We start from the raw sequence: 15185 nt of genomic DNA, 5'->3' as shown, positions 1-15185 counted from the left end.
CGCGGGCGACCTCACCAAATGGCTGGCCGCCCGCGACTTCTAAAACACGGCCTAGCGGCGGTGGTCCGCGTCGTCCTGGATGTCATCGAACCCGCGCTGGCCGCTCTGGCGGGTCTCGTCGGCGCGCTCGCGGAGGCGGTCCTGCTCGGTCCGGCTTCGCTGGGAGGCTTCGTCCTGCTTGCCCTGCAGCTTCTCCTTGGCCTTCTTGGCCTTGTCCTGCATCTCGTCCTTGATGCCCATGAGGGTCCTCCTCGGTGTGGGGGGTGATCCTCGATGAGCCTGGCACGGGGGGCGGGTCGCCGCTCGCTTAAGTTGAGCTGATCGGGTCCCCGGCGACGAGTGACCTGCGGTTCTGCTCTGCGGGGGACGCACGGCGCCAGAGCGGGCTCTGTCGGTGCCCCTGCCTAGGGTGGGGGGATGAACGAGATAGAGATCGTGGCCGACCAGGGTGAGTGGCGGGGCGGCTTCGAGGAGCGGGTGCTGGCCGGGTACCGGGCCGCGGGGTGCTCGGAGCCGCTGGCCCGGGCCCTGCTGGAACGGGCGGTGGAGGGTATCGACGGCTGGACGGTGGCCACGGACGGCGCCGGGTGGATCGCGGTCGGGGTGACGGAGGACAACGGTGCGACCGTGGGCCGGATCCATGACCTGACGGTGTCGCGGGGACGCGAGTGGGCCGAGCGGTGGTGCGCCGAGCACGGCGCGCAGCGGGTGGGAGTCCGGCTCACCGGCGGGGCGGGAGCGTTCGCCGACTACCCCGTGCGGGGGCAGAACCGGATGCGTGCCGCGGCCGAGCAGCCCGAGCTGCCAACGGGTCTGACGGTTCGCCGGCTTACGGAGGAGGAGTACCCGGGCTGGTATGCCGGTGAGGAGGCCGCGTACATCGCGGACATCGTCCGGGCCGGAGCTCTGACCGCGGAGCAGGCCAAGGCGAAGTCCGACGAGGACTTCGCCCGCCACCTCCCGCAGGGCTACCTGACCCCGGGGCACGCCTTCTACGCGTTGGAGGCCGACGGCCAAGTGGTCGGCACGGGCTGGGTGAACCACGGCTTCCTGCCGGGCGTGACCTTCGGCTTCTCGCTGGAGGTGTACAAGGAGCACCGCGGCAAGGGCTACGGCCGGGCCGCGATGGCTGTCGGCGAGTGGGCCACCCGGCAGGGCGGAGACGAGGCGATGATGTTCAACGTCTTCGGCGGCAACGAGGTCGCGATGAGCCTGTACGACAGCACCGGCTTCGCCGTACTGGACGAGTACCGCTCGATCGACCTCTAGCACTGTGACCGGGTCAGGCGCCCGGCGGTGGGGCCTCCGCCTCATTCGACCATCATGGCGCCGGGCGCCGGTCCAGCCTCCAAGACGATCCCGAGCAGGGGTTGACGTTCACTGGGCAAGAGTTCCACAGCTCCACCCCGGCCCTGATCAACTCCCGTACCGAGCGCTGTTCATCGGGAGTCCACGTGGCGCACTCGCCTTCGAACAACTTCTCGTATGCGCTGTTCTGTACTGTTCCCTGCTGCGGCAGCTGGTGGACCGCGTCCAGGCCTCGGGCCAGATCCTCGAAAAAGTTCCAAGCCTCCAGCACCGCGCCTGGCGGGATCTTTCGGCGCACCGGATCCTCCAGCCAGTGCTGGACACGCGAGAGCTCCAGCGTGTTGGCCTCAGAGATGGCGAGCTCCCGGCCTCGTCGGCGCACATACACCCGGGCCTGCCGAACAGTCACAAACACCGGTACTTGCCGGCGGTCGGCTTCTGGCACCGTAAATACCTGGTCGGGTTCATCACCCCGCCCACCGATCCACAGAACCACGGCACTGCGTCCGCGCCCACGCACCCGGTACGCGTAGAGACTCCCGCCGACACCGCGGCGTCCGGTCGCGAATACGTCTGCCATCTCGATCTTTGTCACTCCCTCACATTGCTCGGCTGGCTGACCTGGCGATACGGCTTCATCCGTTGCCAACGGGCCACTTGCACCCGGGCTGTTGCGCGGATGGGGCGGCGGGTCGAGGGTGGTGCGGGCGCCCGCCGCGAAGCATCGCCACCCGCCCGAAAATCAGTGGAGGCGCACTCCCGTGTGCCGTTACTGTTCTGCCGCCCACAGTCGCCCTGTCAAGGACGTTCCGTTGTACACCAAGTGAGACCCCCCGAGCGCTGATCCGTCGCGCGTCGCACATGTGCGACGCGCTCCTTTTCGCTGCGGTCTTCTCACTGGAACCGGTGTATTTCTGTGTCCAAAACCTGGGTGGTCGTGCCCACCTGCCTGCCGATCGTTCTTCGCCGTTGCCACAGGTGCGCCTCCGGGCGCTTCCAAACGAACGGCAAATTCCGCGTCAACGCGAACCACAAGCTCCTCGACGCCTGGCTCCTCGCACTGTGTACCCAGTGCGGGGACACCACCAAGCTCACTGTCCTGGAGCGGATGAACGTGCGTTCCGTGCAACCCGAGCTCCTGAACCTGCTGCACGACAACGACCCCGGCCTGGCGGGCGAACTGCTCCAGGACCCGGTCGTACGGCGCCGCAATCGCATCGCCCTCGACTGGGACAACGCCTGGCGCCTCGACGGCGGCGCGCCGGATCAGCCGCATCAGCCGGAGGGTGAGGCGATCGAGGTCTCGGTCCGCTTTGCGGCGCGGATACCTGTGCGGCCTGTGCGACTGATAGCCGATGGTTTCGGCTTTTCGCGAGCCGAGGTCGAGAGACTGCTCGCCGAGGGGAACCTCGTGTCGACAGTCCGGCTGAGCGGCAAGCTCTCGGGCGACTTCACCTTCACGCTCAAGCGCTGAGTCATTCCGGCCCGGGGCCTGTCCGGCATCATCCGATCCGCCGGACAGGCTCTGGCCGTCAGCGCAAGGGGCACCTGGCCCACGTTCGTTGCACCCGCCGAACTGGGCTCCACATTTGGCGGGGCCGGCCGGCCCCGCCGGCCCCGGCGGACCGGCTTACTTGGTCTGGGTGGAGACGCTCACACCGCTGAAGTCCTGCGCGGCGGCGAGGCTGAAGTAGACCCAGCCGGACGGCGGGTTGTCTATCGTCAGGGTCTCGCTGTTGCCGGCGTTGGTGGACTTCGCCTGGTAGCTGCTGGTGGTGGCCCAGCTGCTGCCGCCGTAGTACAGGTCGGCGTTGCCGGTGCCGCCGCTGCTGGTGATGGTCAGCTGCTTGACGCCGGCCGGCAGGTACACGAAGTGGTAGCTGTAGTTGCCGGTGGCGGCCGCGAGGTTGTCCCGGCGGCAGTTCTTGTCGAACTGACGGGGGTCGCTGATGGTGCAGAGCGGGGTGGACGAGGCCTCCGGCAGGGGGCCGCAGTCGTTGGTCGCACAGGCGGTCGTCAGCCAGGTGGCGAAGCCGGCGTCGTAGCTGGTGCCGACGGTCTGCTTCAGGAAGGTGCGGGCACCGTTCCAGTCACCGGTGCGGTACTTGTTGAGCACGGTCTCTACGTCGGCGGGGTGCGCCTGGAGCATGTAGCGGACCGCAAGGAAGCCCCACCGGTAGACCCGGTTCGAGTTGACGTCGGGGTCCCCGTCCTGGTTGTAGACGGTGTCGAACAGGTCACTGAGCTTGTAGGTCTTCTTGCCGGCCTCGCTGATCGCGTCGGCGTTGCGCTCGCCCCGGTAGCCGAACGAGATGTTCTCGGCGATGCCCTCGACCCACCAGATGGTCGGCGTGGTCAGGCTGGCCTCGAAGTCCCCGGCCATGTTGTAGCGGCCGTCGAGGTAGTGGGTGTACTCGTGGTTGAGGTTCCAGATCTGGAAGTCCGGGCGCAGCCAGTGGGCCTCGTGGGCGATGAAGCGCGCCTGGTTGCCGGCGGCGGCCGGGTTGCCCTCCTCGTACATGCCGCCGTTGTCGACGTCGATGTTGTAGATGGCCCAGGCGTAGAGCGAGTACTGGGTGTAGTCGTCGAAGACGACGACCTCGAGGTTGGTGTTCACGTCACCAGGGATCGCACCCTTGTCGCCGATGACCCGGTGGAAGTAGGCGTCCTGGTTGACCAGGCTGGTGCAGGTGCCGGCCAGCTGTCCGGGGGACATGTCCTGGGCGCGGATCTTCAGGGCCGGGGTGCACGTGTGCTGGATCGGCAGGATCGCCGGGAGCACGCGGTCGCCCAGGTCGCAGATGGCGTAGGCCGCGCAGTTGTTCCTGTCGTACTGGCGCGTGTACCAGCCCAGGTTCATGGTGATCGGCGCGGTGGGGCCGACGTTCGGGTAGCGGTTGATCAGGTCCTTCAGCAGCGGCCGGACCCGGTCCTTCAGCTCGGGGACGTCGAGGGCGTAGCCGAGGTAACGGCCGACGTTGCTGACGACGTCCAAGCGGTTCAGCTGCGCGCTGTTGCGCGTGATGAAGCCGGCCCAGGTGTTGAGGATGGCGGGGTCGGCCTTGAGGGCGGCCCGCCAGCCGCGGTCGTCGTTCTTGGCCTTGAAGCCGTTCTCGACGACCCACTCGACGTGCTGCATGGCGAGGTTCATCTGGCCGGGCCAGGTGCCGTCGTAGCTGCCGAGCATCCACTTGACGACGCCGGCGTACCGGCCGGCCGCGTGGGTGCTGTCGATCAGCGTGACGACCTCGTTGAAGATCTCGCCGTTGGCGTCGGTGACGTCCTTGCTGCGCGGGGAGGCGAAGAAGGCGTCCAGCGCGCCGAGCGCCGCGCTGTCCAGCGCCGTGCCGTAGTCGCCGACGACGTCCGCGTTGTTGTCCTGTACGTAGTAGCCGGCGCGCAGGAACAGCACCAGCTGCCCGATGGCGGCGCTGTTGTTGCCCGAGTAGGTGGCGGAGGCGTCGCGCAGCGCGCCCGCGACGGTCACCATCTGGGCTTCACGGAAGGCCTTCCGCGCGTTCTCCCCGGTGAGGTTGAACAGCGGGTAGGTACAGGTGATCCGGGGGAGGGCCTTGAGCTGCTGGACCAACGCGCTGCCCGTGGCGTTGATCACGCCGGAGATGTCGCCGCACTCGTCCCCGGCGGCGGCGGAGGACTGCTTGCCGGCCTTGACGGGCTCGACGGTCGGGGCGGGTGCCGGGGCGGACTCCTCGGCACTGTCCTGCGAGGAGATCCGGAAGCGGGAGCCGTTGCTCATCGCATCGGGCGACTTGGGGACGGGGATCGACCGCGGCGCCGAGGCCGCGGTTCCACGTGCGTTCGCGCCGGCCGGGGTCGTGGCGCCGACGGAGGCGGCCTGGCTCTGTGGCGCGAACAGGCCGAGCGTGATGAAGACGGCTGCGCCGAGCGCTGGAAGTCTGCGCGCGCTGGCCTTCGATATCCGGAAGGGCTGCATCTGTGGGGGCCTCCGGGGCCGTTGTGGCCACGTGCTGGGGACACGGGCAGTTGATGTGTGACATGTAAAATTTCACATGTCGCATCGCTCCGGAAGGTTTTTGGCCAGATTACCGGCCACCGCAACTGAAACGTTGTCAACTATCCACTTCGGATTGCCCTCAACCACCCCTACCGGTCACTGAGTTGGGGACGTCCCTGATGTCCCTGACGCCCCGATGCCCCAACGCCTCGGCATGACCCTTCAGATGATGGTGTTGCTGTGCGCGGGCTCGGCGCGGGAGCGCCTGCCTGCGCGAGGTCGAGCGCACCCGGGGTGCCGCGTTCCGCACGACCACCCACCCTGGCGCACCGTCTACGCCCACTTCGCCCGCGGGGGCGCACCGGCCAACGGCGAGGTGCTCGGCGAGCCGCCGTACCCCCCCGCCCCGGCCTCCCTCATCACCCGCGGGCTCCGGTTGCCGTCGGGGAACCAGGGGCCGATCCTGAATGGGGCGGTAGCAGGCCGGGCGGGGAGAGAAGGGAAGTCGCCGGATCGGCGAGCGACTTCCCGGCACGGCCCATCTCCTGCCCGACTCCGGGGACCTCCGCCAACGGTTGGAGAGAGACCTGGAAGCTTCTCCCGGCCGACGCAGAGGGACGCGCCGACGGCAAGCCGGATACCCACCGCTTCCGCCGGACGTTCGTCGAGTTCCTCGGCACGCGTCTGACCGATGTGCATGAAGATGCCCTGCGGCGCCTCCAACGAACTCCTCGTCCTCGACGCCGTGGGTTCCGTGCGGGCCTGGGACTGCAGCTACCACCCGGCGTTCCAACTGCTGCCCCGGGCGGCGGTGTCACCACCGCCCGGCCGTGCGTCCCTGCCGATCGCGCAGTCCGCGCTGACCACGCGCAGCAGGAACACCCCGTCGGCCGCCGCCCTGCGCGACCGGGAGCGCTGGCTCCTCAACGACGCGCCGTGCGACTCCTGTCCGTGGCTGCACCAGTGCGCCGGTACCTGCCCGGCGCGTGCCCTGATCAACAAGGGTTCCCTGTTCTCGGTGGACGATCTGGAGTGCACCACACGGCTCAGCCTCTTCCCCCGCATTCTCGAAGACGTCTCCCGCCCCGGATCGCTCCTGCGCACGTACTACGAGCGTGCGAAACGCCGAGCGGGTGCCGCCCTCGACGACGCCGCGCTTCCGGGATGACCGTTCGGATCATCGGTTCCGACTGGGACGTCGCCGTCCTGCGGGCACTCGCCGCGGACCCACCGCCCCCTTCCGGCACCGAGGCGCGCCGGCGGCACACGCTGCGGATCCTGGTCGACACCATCGGCGACGACCTGAAGCTCTTTCTCCGGTGCCACGGCGCGCAGTACGCCGCCCGGTGGCGACATCCTTCCGACCCGGTCGTGGCGCTGGTGAGCTGGCTGGCCGGGTACTACCTGCGGCTGCACGACGTCCTGCGGTCCGGACCGCGTCAGGCTCTCCTCGGCTGGGCTGACGCGGTAGGGGCGGCCGGCGCGTTGGGTGGCGCGACCCGCCTCGTGCTGACCACACAGCTCGGGCACGCGTTGATGGTGCCGCTGCTGGTGGAGGAGGCCACGGGCAGACCCGCGTTCCCGATCGTGCACGACAGGAACCCGCTCGTGGTGAGGATGTACCGGGAGCGGCTACGGCTCGGCGAGCCGCTGCTGCTGACCCGGCTGGGCGCGGGCGACATCCGCCGCTGGCTGCGCTCGGACGGGACCATCGTCGCGAATCTGGACACCTGCTATCCGGGCACCCGTCAGGTTCGGGAGCTGCCGGTGCTCGGCGGCCGGCTGAACGTCCCCACCGGGCTGCTCGCGTTTGCCACGAGACGCTCCCTGGAGGTCCGTGCCATGGCAGCACCGGAGGTGGCCGGCCGTATCACCCCTCAGATCGGTGCACCGCTGTCCGGCGGTGTCGGCTCGGCTCTCGACGATTACGGTGTGTGGCTGGAGCGGTGCGTGAGCGCATGTCCGGAGCAATGGATGGCATGGGGAAGTCTCAGCCCGCGACCACGCGAAGCGGCCGCTCACGGATTGTGACTCAGTGCTGTGGTGGGCCCGTCCCGTCCGCTACGCCGCGCAGCTTCGCCCCGGCCGGCGCGACTCGGTACGCGGCAGCGCCACTCAGTCGCGGTGCCTGACCGGCTCGCCGAGCAACTCGGTCAGCTCCGCCTCCACTGCGGCGAGCAGCGAGGGCCCCCAGACCGTCAGCGTCTGCTCCCAGGGATGTCCGAAGGTACCCAGGCGCAGGTCATGGGTGACGTGGAGGTAGTAGTCGCCGTTGGGGTAGGTGCCGTGGCCCGGGACCGGGGGACGCCCGGGGATGCCGACGCGGCGGGGGTCGTAGCGGTAGCCGTCGTGCTGCCAGTCCAGCCAGTACACGAACTCCCCGGGCTCGGTGGCGGCGAGCAGTCCGCGGCGGACGATCGCGTCGAGCTCCGCGGGAAGGTCCGGGACGAGCCGGTGGTGGGAGTGCAGGTTCCAGACGACTGAGGGGGAGGGGTCCGTGATCGTGGGCCGGTAGGTGGTGCTCGGCTTGAAGTCGAAGTCGGCGTAGAAGCGGTCCCACAGCGGACCGTCGTCGTGGAGCCAGTCGAGGAACTGTGCGGGGCGGGTGCTCTCGGGGGTACCCGGCGGCCGCCAGTGGTAGGAGCGGACGGTGGTGGCCTCGGTGAAGCCGGCCTCCAGGAGCCGCGCGCGCAGGGGTCCGTCGGCCTCGGCGAGGAGGGCTGTGCCCCGCCAACGTCTGCGCCACTCGTCGGTGCAGGCCCTGACGAAATCCGCGTCGTCGCGGGTCAGACCGCCGACGACGGCGAAGGGACCGCCTTCTTCGGCGTGCACCCAGGCCACGGCGACGACGAGGCCGTCCTCCAACAGGACCTCGATGAACACGTCCCCGTCATCCGAGGCGCCGTCCGCGATCATCTGCGCGTAGGGCATCGCGTGGGGGTCCGGCGACCCCACGGCGACCCTCCACGCCCGCTCGGCCTGCTCCCGCACGGCGTACAGGTTGTGCACCCCCTGCCGGGGCGGCTCCGCCGGGCGCTTGGGCAACTCGGAGGGCAGGGTGCCGCGTTCCTCGGCGCGCAGGGGGCCGGCGATCAGCACGGAACGCTCCCGGCCCGCGGTGAACCCCGCCGCCGTCAGCGCCGGACCCAGGTCCCGCGAGTCGTGCCCGTACACCTTCCACTCCACCGGCTCACCGCGCTCCGCGAAGGCCTCCTGCTGGCGGCGCACCAGCCCGGCGATGTCCGTCCCGGGCACGAGGGGGGCGTGCTCGGCCGTGCCGTGCGACCCGTAGTGCCGGCGCACGACCGGCCCGTCGGCCCGGACCACCACCCCGACCGGATGCCAGGCGGGGGCCCGCCCCCGCAGCCCGTCGTGCGTGTCCCACCGCTCGCCCATGTCCATGGGCGGAAGCCTAGACGCCGGGCCTCCTCCGGCGGGCTCCCTCTCGGCCATTTCGGCGACCGAGAGGCGCGATGCCGCCTGAGCGGCGCGGTGCCTACGGGACCCGCCACACGTTGGCGAAAGCCGCGTTCTCGATGGAACGCCGCTGGCGTACCGCTTCCAGTTCCATCACCGCGTCGTTGACGGCCGCCAGCACGGTCGTCACCGCTTCGCCGTCCGGGCCGGCATTGTCCTCGGAGCCCTCGCCGCGGCGGATGCCGATGGCCGCGGCGAGGGCTCCCAGGACGGGTTCGTCCGCCTCCCAGCGGCTCTGCGCAAGACGCCGGGCGGGCGTGTCGACGAGCTCCATGTGCTCGGCCCCGAAGTTCAGGCGGCCGCGCCGCGCACGCGTCAGCAGGCCGTCCTCCTCGAACGCGACCTGGTAGGCCGCGGAGAGGTCACGGCCCCTGCGCCACAGCCAGTCCTCGACGTGTTCGTACGGCACCTGCCGAACGAGTGCCGAAGCCGCCGCGACGAGCAGCCGGTCGTCCAGGGACGGCTGCAGGCCCGGCACGATGAGATCACCGTCCAGGTCGATGGCCTGCGCACGGAGGAGGTCGATCAGTTCGGCGCCCGCGAGGGACAGGGACAGGTCGCCCTGCCCCACGGAGCGCTCCGGCTGGGGCTCCAGGGCAAGGGTGAACAGGTCGTTTGCCGTGGTCATGTACGGCTCCTCGTCGTCGGCCGAACCCGCGTCCCGTCGCGGGGCGGGGCGGGTCAAGTATCGCTCCTGAAAGCCCGAGGCACCGTGAAGACCACCACCGAGGCCGCAGACGCCAACGCCACCCGACAGCGCGTGATGGAATACCTTCTGACCTGCAGAAAAGGCCAACGGGTGGGGGATGTGTGAGTGATCGGACAGGTAGGCTGCGCATGTTCTGCGCCGCGACGGCAGCAGCGGTCGCGCTGACGGGCGCACCGGGCGTGCTGGTGGGGTTGGCCGCGCCGCAGGCACGGGCGGCGGTTTCGCCGGGTGATGGACGTACGGCATCAAGGGCGTCGCCGACCACGTGCACTCCAAGGGCCTGAAACTGGGCATCTACGAGAGCGCCGGCCGCAACCCCTGTGCGCCCGTACCGAAGCAACAGGGCCGCTACTTCCCCGGAAGCCTCGACCACGAGCGGCAGGATGCCGCCAGCTTCGCCGCCTGGCCGGCCGATCCTCTACAGCCTCTGCAACTGGGGCCTGGCCGACGTCGCCAACCGGGGTGCCGACACGGGCCACACGTGGCGGACCTCCGGCGACATCTTCCGGACATGGGACTCGCCGCCGCGGCTTCCGACGTCCTGAAGGACCTGTGGGACAAGAGCACCACGATGACGACGGGCGCGATCTCGGCGCAGGTGCCGGCCCACGGTGTCGTCATGTACCGGGTGTCGGCTGCTGCGCCCAGAGTTTCCCTGACCGCCGCGGGCGGGGGAGATGCCCCGTGGACCCAGAGCGGCGACCTCGCCTCGGGCGGGTTCGCGGCCGGCTGGGGCACGTCGGAAGGATCCGGGATCACCCGCCTGACCAGCGTCACCGCCGGCCCGCTGGTCCACCAGTACGCGATCGCCGGCGGCCGCGTCCAGGGCCGGGTCCTGGACACGAGGACCGGCCACTGAACGGCCTGGGCCGAACTCCCGGGCGGTGCGTCCGGGGTCCGCGACCTATCTCCGCGGCCGTCGTCGACAACGTCGTCCACCTGCAGATCGCCGGCTGGGACGGGGGGCTGTGGACGCAGACCGGCGACTACAACGCGGGCCGGTTCAACCCGGCCTGGACCCAGGTGGGGGGCACCGGCCTCAGCCGCGTGGCCGGCGTCGCGTCCGACCCCCGCATCCATGTCTACGCCACCGCTGATGGCCGAGTTCGCAGCTCGGCTCTGGACACCGCCACCGGCACGTGGTCGGAGTGGAAGGAGATCCCCGGCCACCTGACGGGCGCTGCCGACCTCACGGCCTCCGCCACGAACTGATCCGACCGACTACGGATCGGGGCCGTACGCCGTGAGCCCGCGCCCGGGCGCAGATTTTGCAGACGGGCATTGCGGCGTCGCTGCGCGGGGCAGACCGTGCTGCTGGTCGCCACCGCGCAGGCCGACACTCAGCCCAGTAGCTGGTTTTGAAGGATCACCGTCTGGTGGAAGGGGATGGTCGCCACCTCGCCCGTGCGGGTCTGCAGGATGACAGCCTGGATGTCCCCCGACTGTAGGCAGCCGAGCTTGACCTGCTCATCGCCCGCCGGCTGGACCTCCTGATACACGCTGGCCCGGCTCTCGCTCAGGGTGCCGGAACCCTGGAACCCGCCGGCACCGAGGCTGCCGGGCTGCGAGGCCTTGGCCTTGCTCCAGGAGAGGTCCTGCTCGATGACGGGGACGCCCTTCAACTGCACGTTGACACCGCACCCCCGAAAAGTGTCCACGAAGCCCGAGGAGTGGAAGCGCAGGAGGTAGATACGGGTCCGCGTGCCGTCCGGCATGCTCCAGCCACGGCCGATGATCTGGCGCAGGCCCTCGTGGTCGAAGCCCTCCTTGAGCTTGGGCCGGGCGTCGGGGGCGTACTCCTCCAGGAAGGCATCCGCCGTCACCACCCCATCCGTGTCGGCTCGGAACTCCTTGTCCGGTTCGGCACCGGTGGGCATCGGCAGCAGGAGCTGGGACAGCTTCGCGTAGTGGGTGTGGTCACTGTTGCTCGCGCTCTCGGGCAGGGGGGCGCCCGGCGGCAGGTTGGGCTTGACCAGCTTCGGGTACGTCCAGCGGCCGTCGGACCGGGTGGACAGGACGGGGATGTCGGTGCGCTCGGCATGGGCAACCCCGTACGTGACGGCGGTGCCTGTGGCGGCGAAGGCAATGAAGGCGGCCGTCCAGCGCAGGGCGGCGTACAACTTGCGGCGGTCCTTACGAGCTCGTGGTGCGTCCGGCTCGGAGGCGGATGGGGCGGCGGTGGTGTTCTGGTCGGTCACAGGGACTCCCCGAGGGACTTCAGGTGCTTCAGTTGCTGTGTGAAGAGATCGGCGGCGTCCGAGGTGGAGAAGGGCCTGGGCCCGTACATCCGGAAACTCACCAGGATCCCTCCCTCGACGGCCACGCAATTGATCGAGCCGATCTCTTCCTTCTTCCCCTCCTCGCCGACGGCGTGCAGCGAGCACTTGGCCTGAGGGAAGCCGTCGATCCTCGGCCCCTCGCGCTCGTTGCCGGTCACTTCGAGGAGTCTCCTGCCGACCTCGGAGAACTTGGCGACGCCCTGCGGAGCGGCCTGGAGCAGGAGCACCTCGGCGACCGTGCCGGTAGCCTCCTTGTTGTAGCTGCGCCCGGCCAGGCCGCCGACCTTGAGCGCGTCCACGGCCCTGTCCCGCTCGGTCCGCTCTCCGTCGGGCAGGCCGATCGAAGAATCCTTGAACGCCTGGACCGCTCTTTCGCCCGGAACGTAGAAGTCGTTGCCCTGACTGCCGAGGTCGGGACCGAGCCCGAACCCCTTGGGCATCGGTAGGAGCTTGCTGGTGAGCTCGTTGGTGGGCAGCGTCGAGGGGCCGCTCGCGGCCGGCGTCGGACGGATACCTTCCGCGAGCCAGTAGCGCGTGGGCGCGGGTGAGGTCCGGTCCGCTTCGTCGAGTTTGGCGGATGCCCAGAACCCGGCCACCACGACGGCGGCGAGGGTGACTGCGCCGCCGGCGATCGCCGCCGCTGTACGGGCCACAGAGCGTGGCGGCTTCGCAGAGATGCGCGGCTCCTGGCCGGCCGCAGGTCGCGGGGGTTCCGACTCCGGAGCGGGGCTCGCACCGTGTCGCTGCTCGCTCACAGTCGCTCCAGCTGTCGCTTGGCCAGGTCGACGACATCGTGCTGCGACACGTCGCCGCGGGTGTTCACCTGCGAGATGTCCACGACGATGTCGCCGTGGCGGGCGATGGCCCGGGCACCGCGCGCGTCGGAGTGCACCCACGCGTGGCCGAAGTCGGCAGGGACATCCGGGAGATTCTCGCCTTCGTTGACCCCGTGGCTGTCCGTCCGCATGGAGAGGCTTTGACTCTCCTGGAAGCCTGCGGCGCCCGAGCGGCTCTTGAACTGCAGCAACCGCACCTCGATGAGGCCCCTGTCGCTTTCCAGCCACCGCAGGGTCGCGATCCGCCGGATTCCGGACCGGACCAGGCTGTCGAGTCCGGAGTCGGACTTGGCGTAGAAGTCCGCCGCGAAGGTGTCGGGAGACTCGTACCCGCAGAACACGATGTTCGTCTCGCCCGGAGGCTCCATGAGCATCTTGACCAGGTCGTCATCCGACTTGTGCCACCGGTTGGCGTTGATCGAGCGCACCGATGTGCTGTCGTCCGGGGCGAGCGGCTTCGGGTCCGGCAACTTCTGCTGGGCCAGTGGCGGCAGGGGTGTCGGTTTGTGGCCGTACTGGATCACGCAGCCCGCGACCACGCCTGCCAGGGCCCCGAGGAGGACCGCGCCTGTGATGAGGGCGGGCGTCCGGGCGCGGTGGCGGCGCACCGTGATGTCGGCCTGGTCGCTCGGGGATACGGCCGAAATATCGGGTGCGGACCCGGAACCGGAACCGGAACCGGAACCTGCTGGCTCCTTCCCTTCCCGCTCTTCGTCAATGGCTTGTCCGTGTTCCAAAGAGGTCCCCCCACAAGGAGCGGGCCACAGGTTGATGGCCCATGCACACACAAGACCCATGCCATGGGGAGACGGTTGTACGCACACATGCCGCGTCTTGAGATTGACGCTAGTAGGCGGGGACGCTCGCGCGGGCGAGGACGGACAGGTTGAACGGGCGGAGTGCGTCGGTGCGTTCCCACCCTGCCGGGTCCATGACCTCGCGCTGCTGGACGTACGCGACCGGATTCAGCCGGTGCTCGCGCAGGAGGGCATCCATCTGCTCGACGCTCAGGAACGTCCGCCATGGCTCGCCCTGCTCGGCTGCCGCCGCCATGACTGCCTCGGCGTACGACTGCCCCGCCTCATCACGCAGTTCAGCCGGCAGGAGGTGCTCCACGATGAGTTCGGTGCCGGGCGGGAAGCCGCTGATGACGGCCAGTGTCTGCCCGACCGCCTCCCGAGTGAGGTACATCGTCACCCCGAGCCAGCTGACCAGGGCGGGCCGGTCCGGGTCGAAGCCGGCCCTCACGAGGTGGCCGGCCAGCGAGTGTGCGGACTCCTGCTCGAAGTCGAACGGGACGAAGGTCGCAGACGAGGGCACCTTCGTCCCCGTCGCAACCAGCAGCTCCCGCTTCCACTCCTGGGTCGCGGGCAGGTCAACCTCGAACACTTTGACACTGGCGGCAAGTTCCGACCGATAGGCGAAGGAGTCCAGCCCCGCACCGAGAATCACGTACTGCTCCACGCCGCCACGGGCCAGCTCGGCCAGCCGGTCCTCCGTGTAGCGGCTGCGGGTAACGGCCGTCGTTCGCGCACCGGCCAGGACGGGGTGACCACCGTAAGACCGGTGGTAGCCGAGGAGTTCCTCGGCACTCTGCCCCAGGAAGGTCTGTGCCAGAGGGTCGACGAAGATCGAGGGGCTGTCGTCGACAAGGAGATGCGCCGCTCGCGCTGCGGCCGCCATGAGAGCTGTCCGGCTTGGCTGTCCACTGTTCGTCATGTGCACAGACAGTACCGGCAACTTCTGACATAGTATCACGAAACTATCAATATCGGAAGAGCCTTCGGGTTGTGGTTCGGTAACGAATCCACCCACGCCTACCTCGCGGCCACGAAGGGCAGGTCGGCTGTGCCGGGTTGTCGGTGGTGTCCTGGATCCTGTCCGGGTGACTCATCGAACGCAGGACATTGCTCCCGACCGATCCGGGGCCGGGATTGCCTGGCTCGCGGCGCCCCGCTGGACTCCTTACGGCGGATATAGCGTGGTGATGGCCCGAGGGCTGACCCCGGACGAGTTGGTCGAGCGGCTCGCGGCGGCGGTCTCCTGGGCGGTGCCCGCGGTTGTTCATCGGGCGCCTGGTGAGCACACCGCTGACGAGGTCGGAAACCCTGACCTCTTCGATGTCGAGGAAGAGGTGCACCTGCGGTACGGCGAGCACGCCGGGCTGTCGTTCGCGGTCATGTACGGCCCGTGGTGGGGCGAGTTCGACGAGCTGGGTCCGGTCTCGGCGGGCGGCGCGCACGTCTACCAGGTGATGTTCGAGGAGGACAATGGCAAGCCCGTGCCGCCGTTCTTCGAGTACCACCGCGATGGGCGTCTTGCCTGCTCGTTCAATCTGCACCTGGACGGATCGTGGGGATATGACGGTATCGACGGGGACCCGGCGTTGGCGGCGGAAGTGACAGCGGCCATAGCGGAGGCCGGACTTCCCGTTGCCGGCCGGGACGGCTATGTAGGCGCAGAGGACGACGAGCAGATGCGGCGCACACTGCTGGGGATCCTGGGCCGCCTTTTCGATCTTTCCCTTCCGCGTGAGCGGATCCTTCAGGGGCTCCTTGCCACGGCCACTCTGACGGTTTGATGCCATAGCCCCGGGAGCC

General features: G+C 69.4%; 16 protein-coding genes and 1 pseudogene. 8 read left to right on the top strand and 9 right to left on the bottom strand.

Translation table 11 applies throughout. The annotated features are described in order from the left end of the window. Positions 1 to 51 precede the first annotated feature (51 nt). A complete protein-coding gene (locus tag ACFWBF_RS31910; RefSeq protein WP_385608019.1) occupies positions 52 to 240 on the bottom strand; it encodes a hypothetical protein in 189 nt (62 codons plus the stop codon). A gap of 177 nt (positions 241 to 417) precedes the next feature. On the opposite strand from ACFWBF_RS31910, the gene ACFWBF_RS31905 reads away from it, so the two are divergent. Further along, positions 418 to 1269 (top strand): GNAT family N-acetyltransferase, encoded by an 852-nt coding sequence (locus ACFWBF_RS31905; protein ID WP_385608017.1) that lies wholly within the window; start codon positions 418 to 420, stop codon positions 1267 to 1269. Between the two features lie 52 nt (positions 1270 to 1321). Here ACFWBF_RS31905 and ACFWBF_RS31900 read toward each other — a convergent pair whose 3' ends face one another. Beyond that, complete coding sequence (locus tag ACFWBF_RS31900) at positions 1322 to 1903, bottom strand: hypothetical protein (protein ID WP_385608015.1); 582 nt, start codon at positions 1901 to 1903, stop codon at positions 1322 to 1324. Positions 1904 to 2224: 321 nt separating this feature from the next. Between ACFWBF_RS31900 and ACFWBF_RS31895 the strand changes: the two genes are divergently transcribed. Further along, positions 2225 to 2782 carry a DUF1062 domain-containing protein gene (locus ACFWBF_RS31895; protein ID WP_385608013.1) on the top strand — a complete coding sequence of 186 codons (558 nt, stop codon included), beginning with the start codon at positions 2225 to 2227 and terminating at the stop codon, positions 2780 to 2782. 156 nt (positions 2783 to 2938) lie between these two features. Here the strand turns inward: ACFWBF_RS31895 and ACFWBF_RS31890 are convergent, their stop codons facing one another. Beyond that, positions 2939 to 5263: a collagenase gene (locus ACFWBF_RS31890; RefSeq protein ID WP_385608011.1), complete on the bottom strand. Its 2325-nt coding sequence runs from the start codon at positions 5261 to 5263 to the stop codon at positions 2939 to 2941. Positions 5264 to 5981: 718 nt separating this feature from the next. Between ACFWBF_RS31890 and ACFWBF_RS31885 the strand changes: the two genes are divergently transcribed. Next, complete coding sequence (locus ACFWBF_RS31885) at positions 5982 to 6452, top strand: SPASM domain-containing protein (RefSeq protein WP_385608010.1); 471 nt, start codon at positions 5982 to 5984, stop codon at positions 6450 to 6452. Further along, positions 6449 to 7315 carry a hypothetical protein gene (locus tag ACFWBF_RS31880; RefSeq protein WP_385608008.1) on the top strand — a complete coding sequence of 289 codons (867 nt, stop codon included), beginning with the start codon at positions 6449 to 6451 and terminating at the stop codon, positions 7313 to 7315. Before ACFWBF_RS31885 ends, ACFWBF_RS31880 begins: the two co-directional genes overlap by 4 nt. Before the next feature lie 84 nt (positions 7316 to 7399). Here ACFWBF_RS31880 and ACFWBF_RS31875 read toward each other — a convergent pair whose 3' ends face one another. Both ACFWBF_RS31875 and ACFWBF_RS31870 read right to left on the bottom strand, forming a co-directional pair. Further along, on the bottom strand, positions 7400 to 8686 hold the full coding sequence (locus ACFWBF_RS31875; RefSeq protein ID WP_385608006.1) for a DUF2716 domain-containing protein: 1287 nt from the start codon (positions 8684 to 8686) through the stop codon (positions 7400 to 7402). Between the two features lie 94 nt (positions 8687 to 8780). Next, on the bottom strand, positions 8781 to 9389 hold the full coding sequence (locus ACFWBF_RS31870) for a GPP34 family phosphoprotein (protein ID WP_385608005.1): 609 nt from the start codon (positions 9387 to 9389) through the stop codon (positions 8781 to 8783). Between the two features lie 322 nt (positions 9390 to 9711). Between ACFWBF_RS31870 and ACFWBF_RS31865 the strand changes: the two are divergent. From ACFWBF_RS31865 to ACFWBF_RS31855, 3 genes and pseudogenes are all read left to right on the top strand, one after another. Further along, positions 9712 to 9973, top strand: a pseudogene (locus ACFWBF_RS31865) (alpha-galactosidase); the annotation flags it as partial. Positions 9974 to 9981: 8 nt separating this feature from the next. Next, positions 9982 to 10329 carry a hypothetical protein gene (locus tag ACFWBF_RS31860; RefSeq protein WP_385608003.1) on the top strand — a complete coding sequence of 116 codons (348 nt, stop codon included), beginning with the start codon at positions 9982 to 9984 and terminating at the stop codon, positions 10327 to 10329. A gap of 188 nt (positions 10330 to 10517) precedes the next feature. Beyond that, on the top strand, positions 10518 to 10682 hold the full coding sequence (locus ACFWBF_RS31855; RefSeq protein WP_385608002.1) for a hypothetical protein: 165 nt from the start codon (positions 10518 to 10520) through the stop codon (positions 10680 to 10682). A gap of 128 nt (positions 10683 to 10810) precedes the next feature. On the opposite strand, the gene ACFWBF_RS31850 is transcribed toward ACFWBF_RS31855, so the two are convergent. From ACFWBF_RS31850 to ACFWBF_RS31835, 4 genes are all read right to left on the bottom strand, one after another. Further along, positions 10811 to 11668 (bottom strand): hypothetical protein, encoded by an 858-nt coding sequence (locus ACFWBF_RS31850; protein ID WP_385608000.1) that lies wholly within the window; start codon positions 11666 to 11668, stop codon positions 10811 to 10813. Continuing rightward, positions 11665 to 12402, bottom strand: a complete 738-nt coding sequence (locus ACFWBF_RS31845; RefSeq protein ID WP_385607998.1) for a hypothetical protein — start codon at positions 12400 to 12402, stop codon at positions 11665 to 11667. The genes ACFWBF_RS31850 and ACFWBF_RS31845 overlap by 4 nt, the downstream gene beginning before the upstream one ends. A 98-nt stretch (positions 12403 to 12500) precedes the next feature. Continuing rightward, positions 12501 to 13322 (bottom strand): hypothetical protein, encoded by an 822-nt coding sequence (locus tag ACFWBF_RS31840; protein WP_385607996.1) that lies wholly within the window; start codon positions 13320 to 13322, stop codon positions 12501 to 12503. Positions 13323 to 13431: 109 nt separating this feature from the next. Beyond that, complete coding sequence (locus ACFWBF_RS31835) at positions 13432 to 14268, bottom strand: class I SAM-dependent methyltransferase (RefSeq protein ID WP_385607994.1); 837 nt, start codon at positions 14266 to 14268, stop codon at positions 13432 to 13434. 298 nt (positions 14269 to 14566) lie between these two features. On the opposite strand from ACFWBF_RS31835, the gene ACFWBF_RS31830 reads away from it, so the two are divergent. After that, positions 14567 to 15166 (top strand): hypothetical protein, encoded by a 600-nt coding sequence (locus ACFWBF_RS31830; RefSeq protein ID WP_385607992.1) that lies wholly within the window; start codon positions 14567 to 14569, stop codon positions 15164 to 15166. The last annotated feature ends 19 nt before the right edge of the window (positions 15167 to 15185 follow it).

Source organism: Streptomyces sp. NPDC060028 (assembly GCF_042736725.1).
Taxonomy (GTDB): Bacteria; Actinomycetota; Actinomycetes; order Streptomycetales; family Streptomycetaceae; genus Streptomyces.
This window is presented reverse-complemented; position numbering and strand designations above follow the sequence as displayed.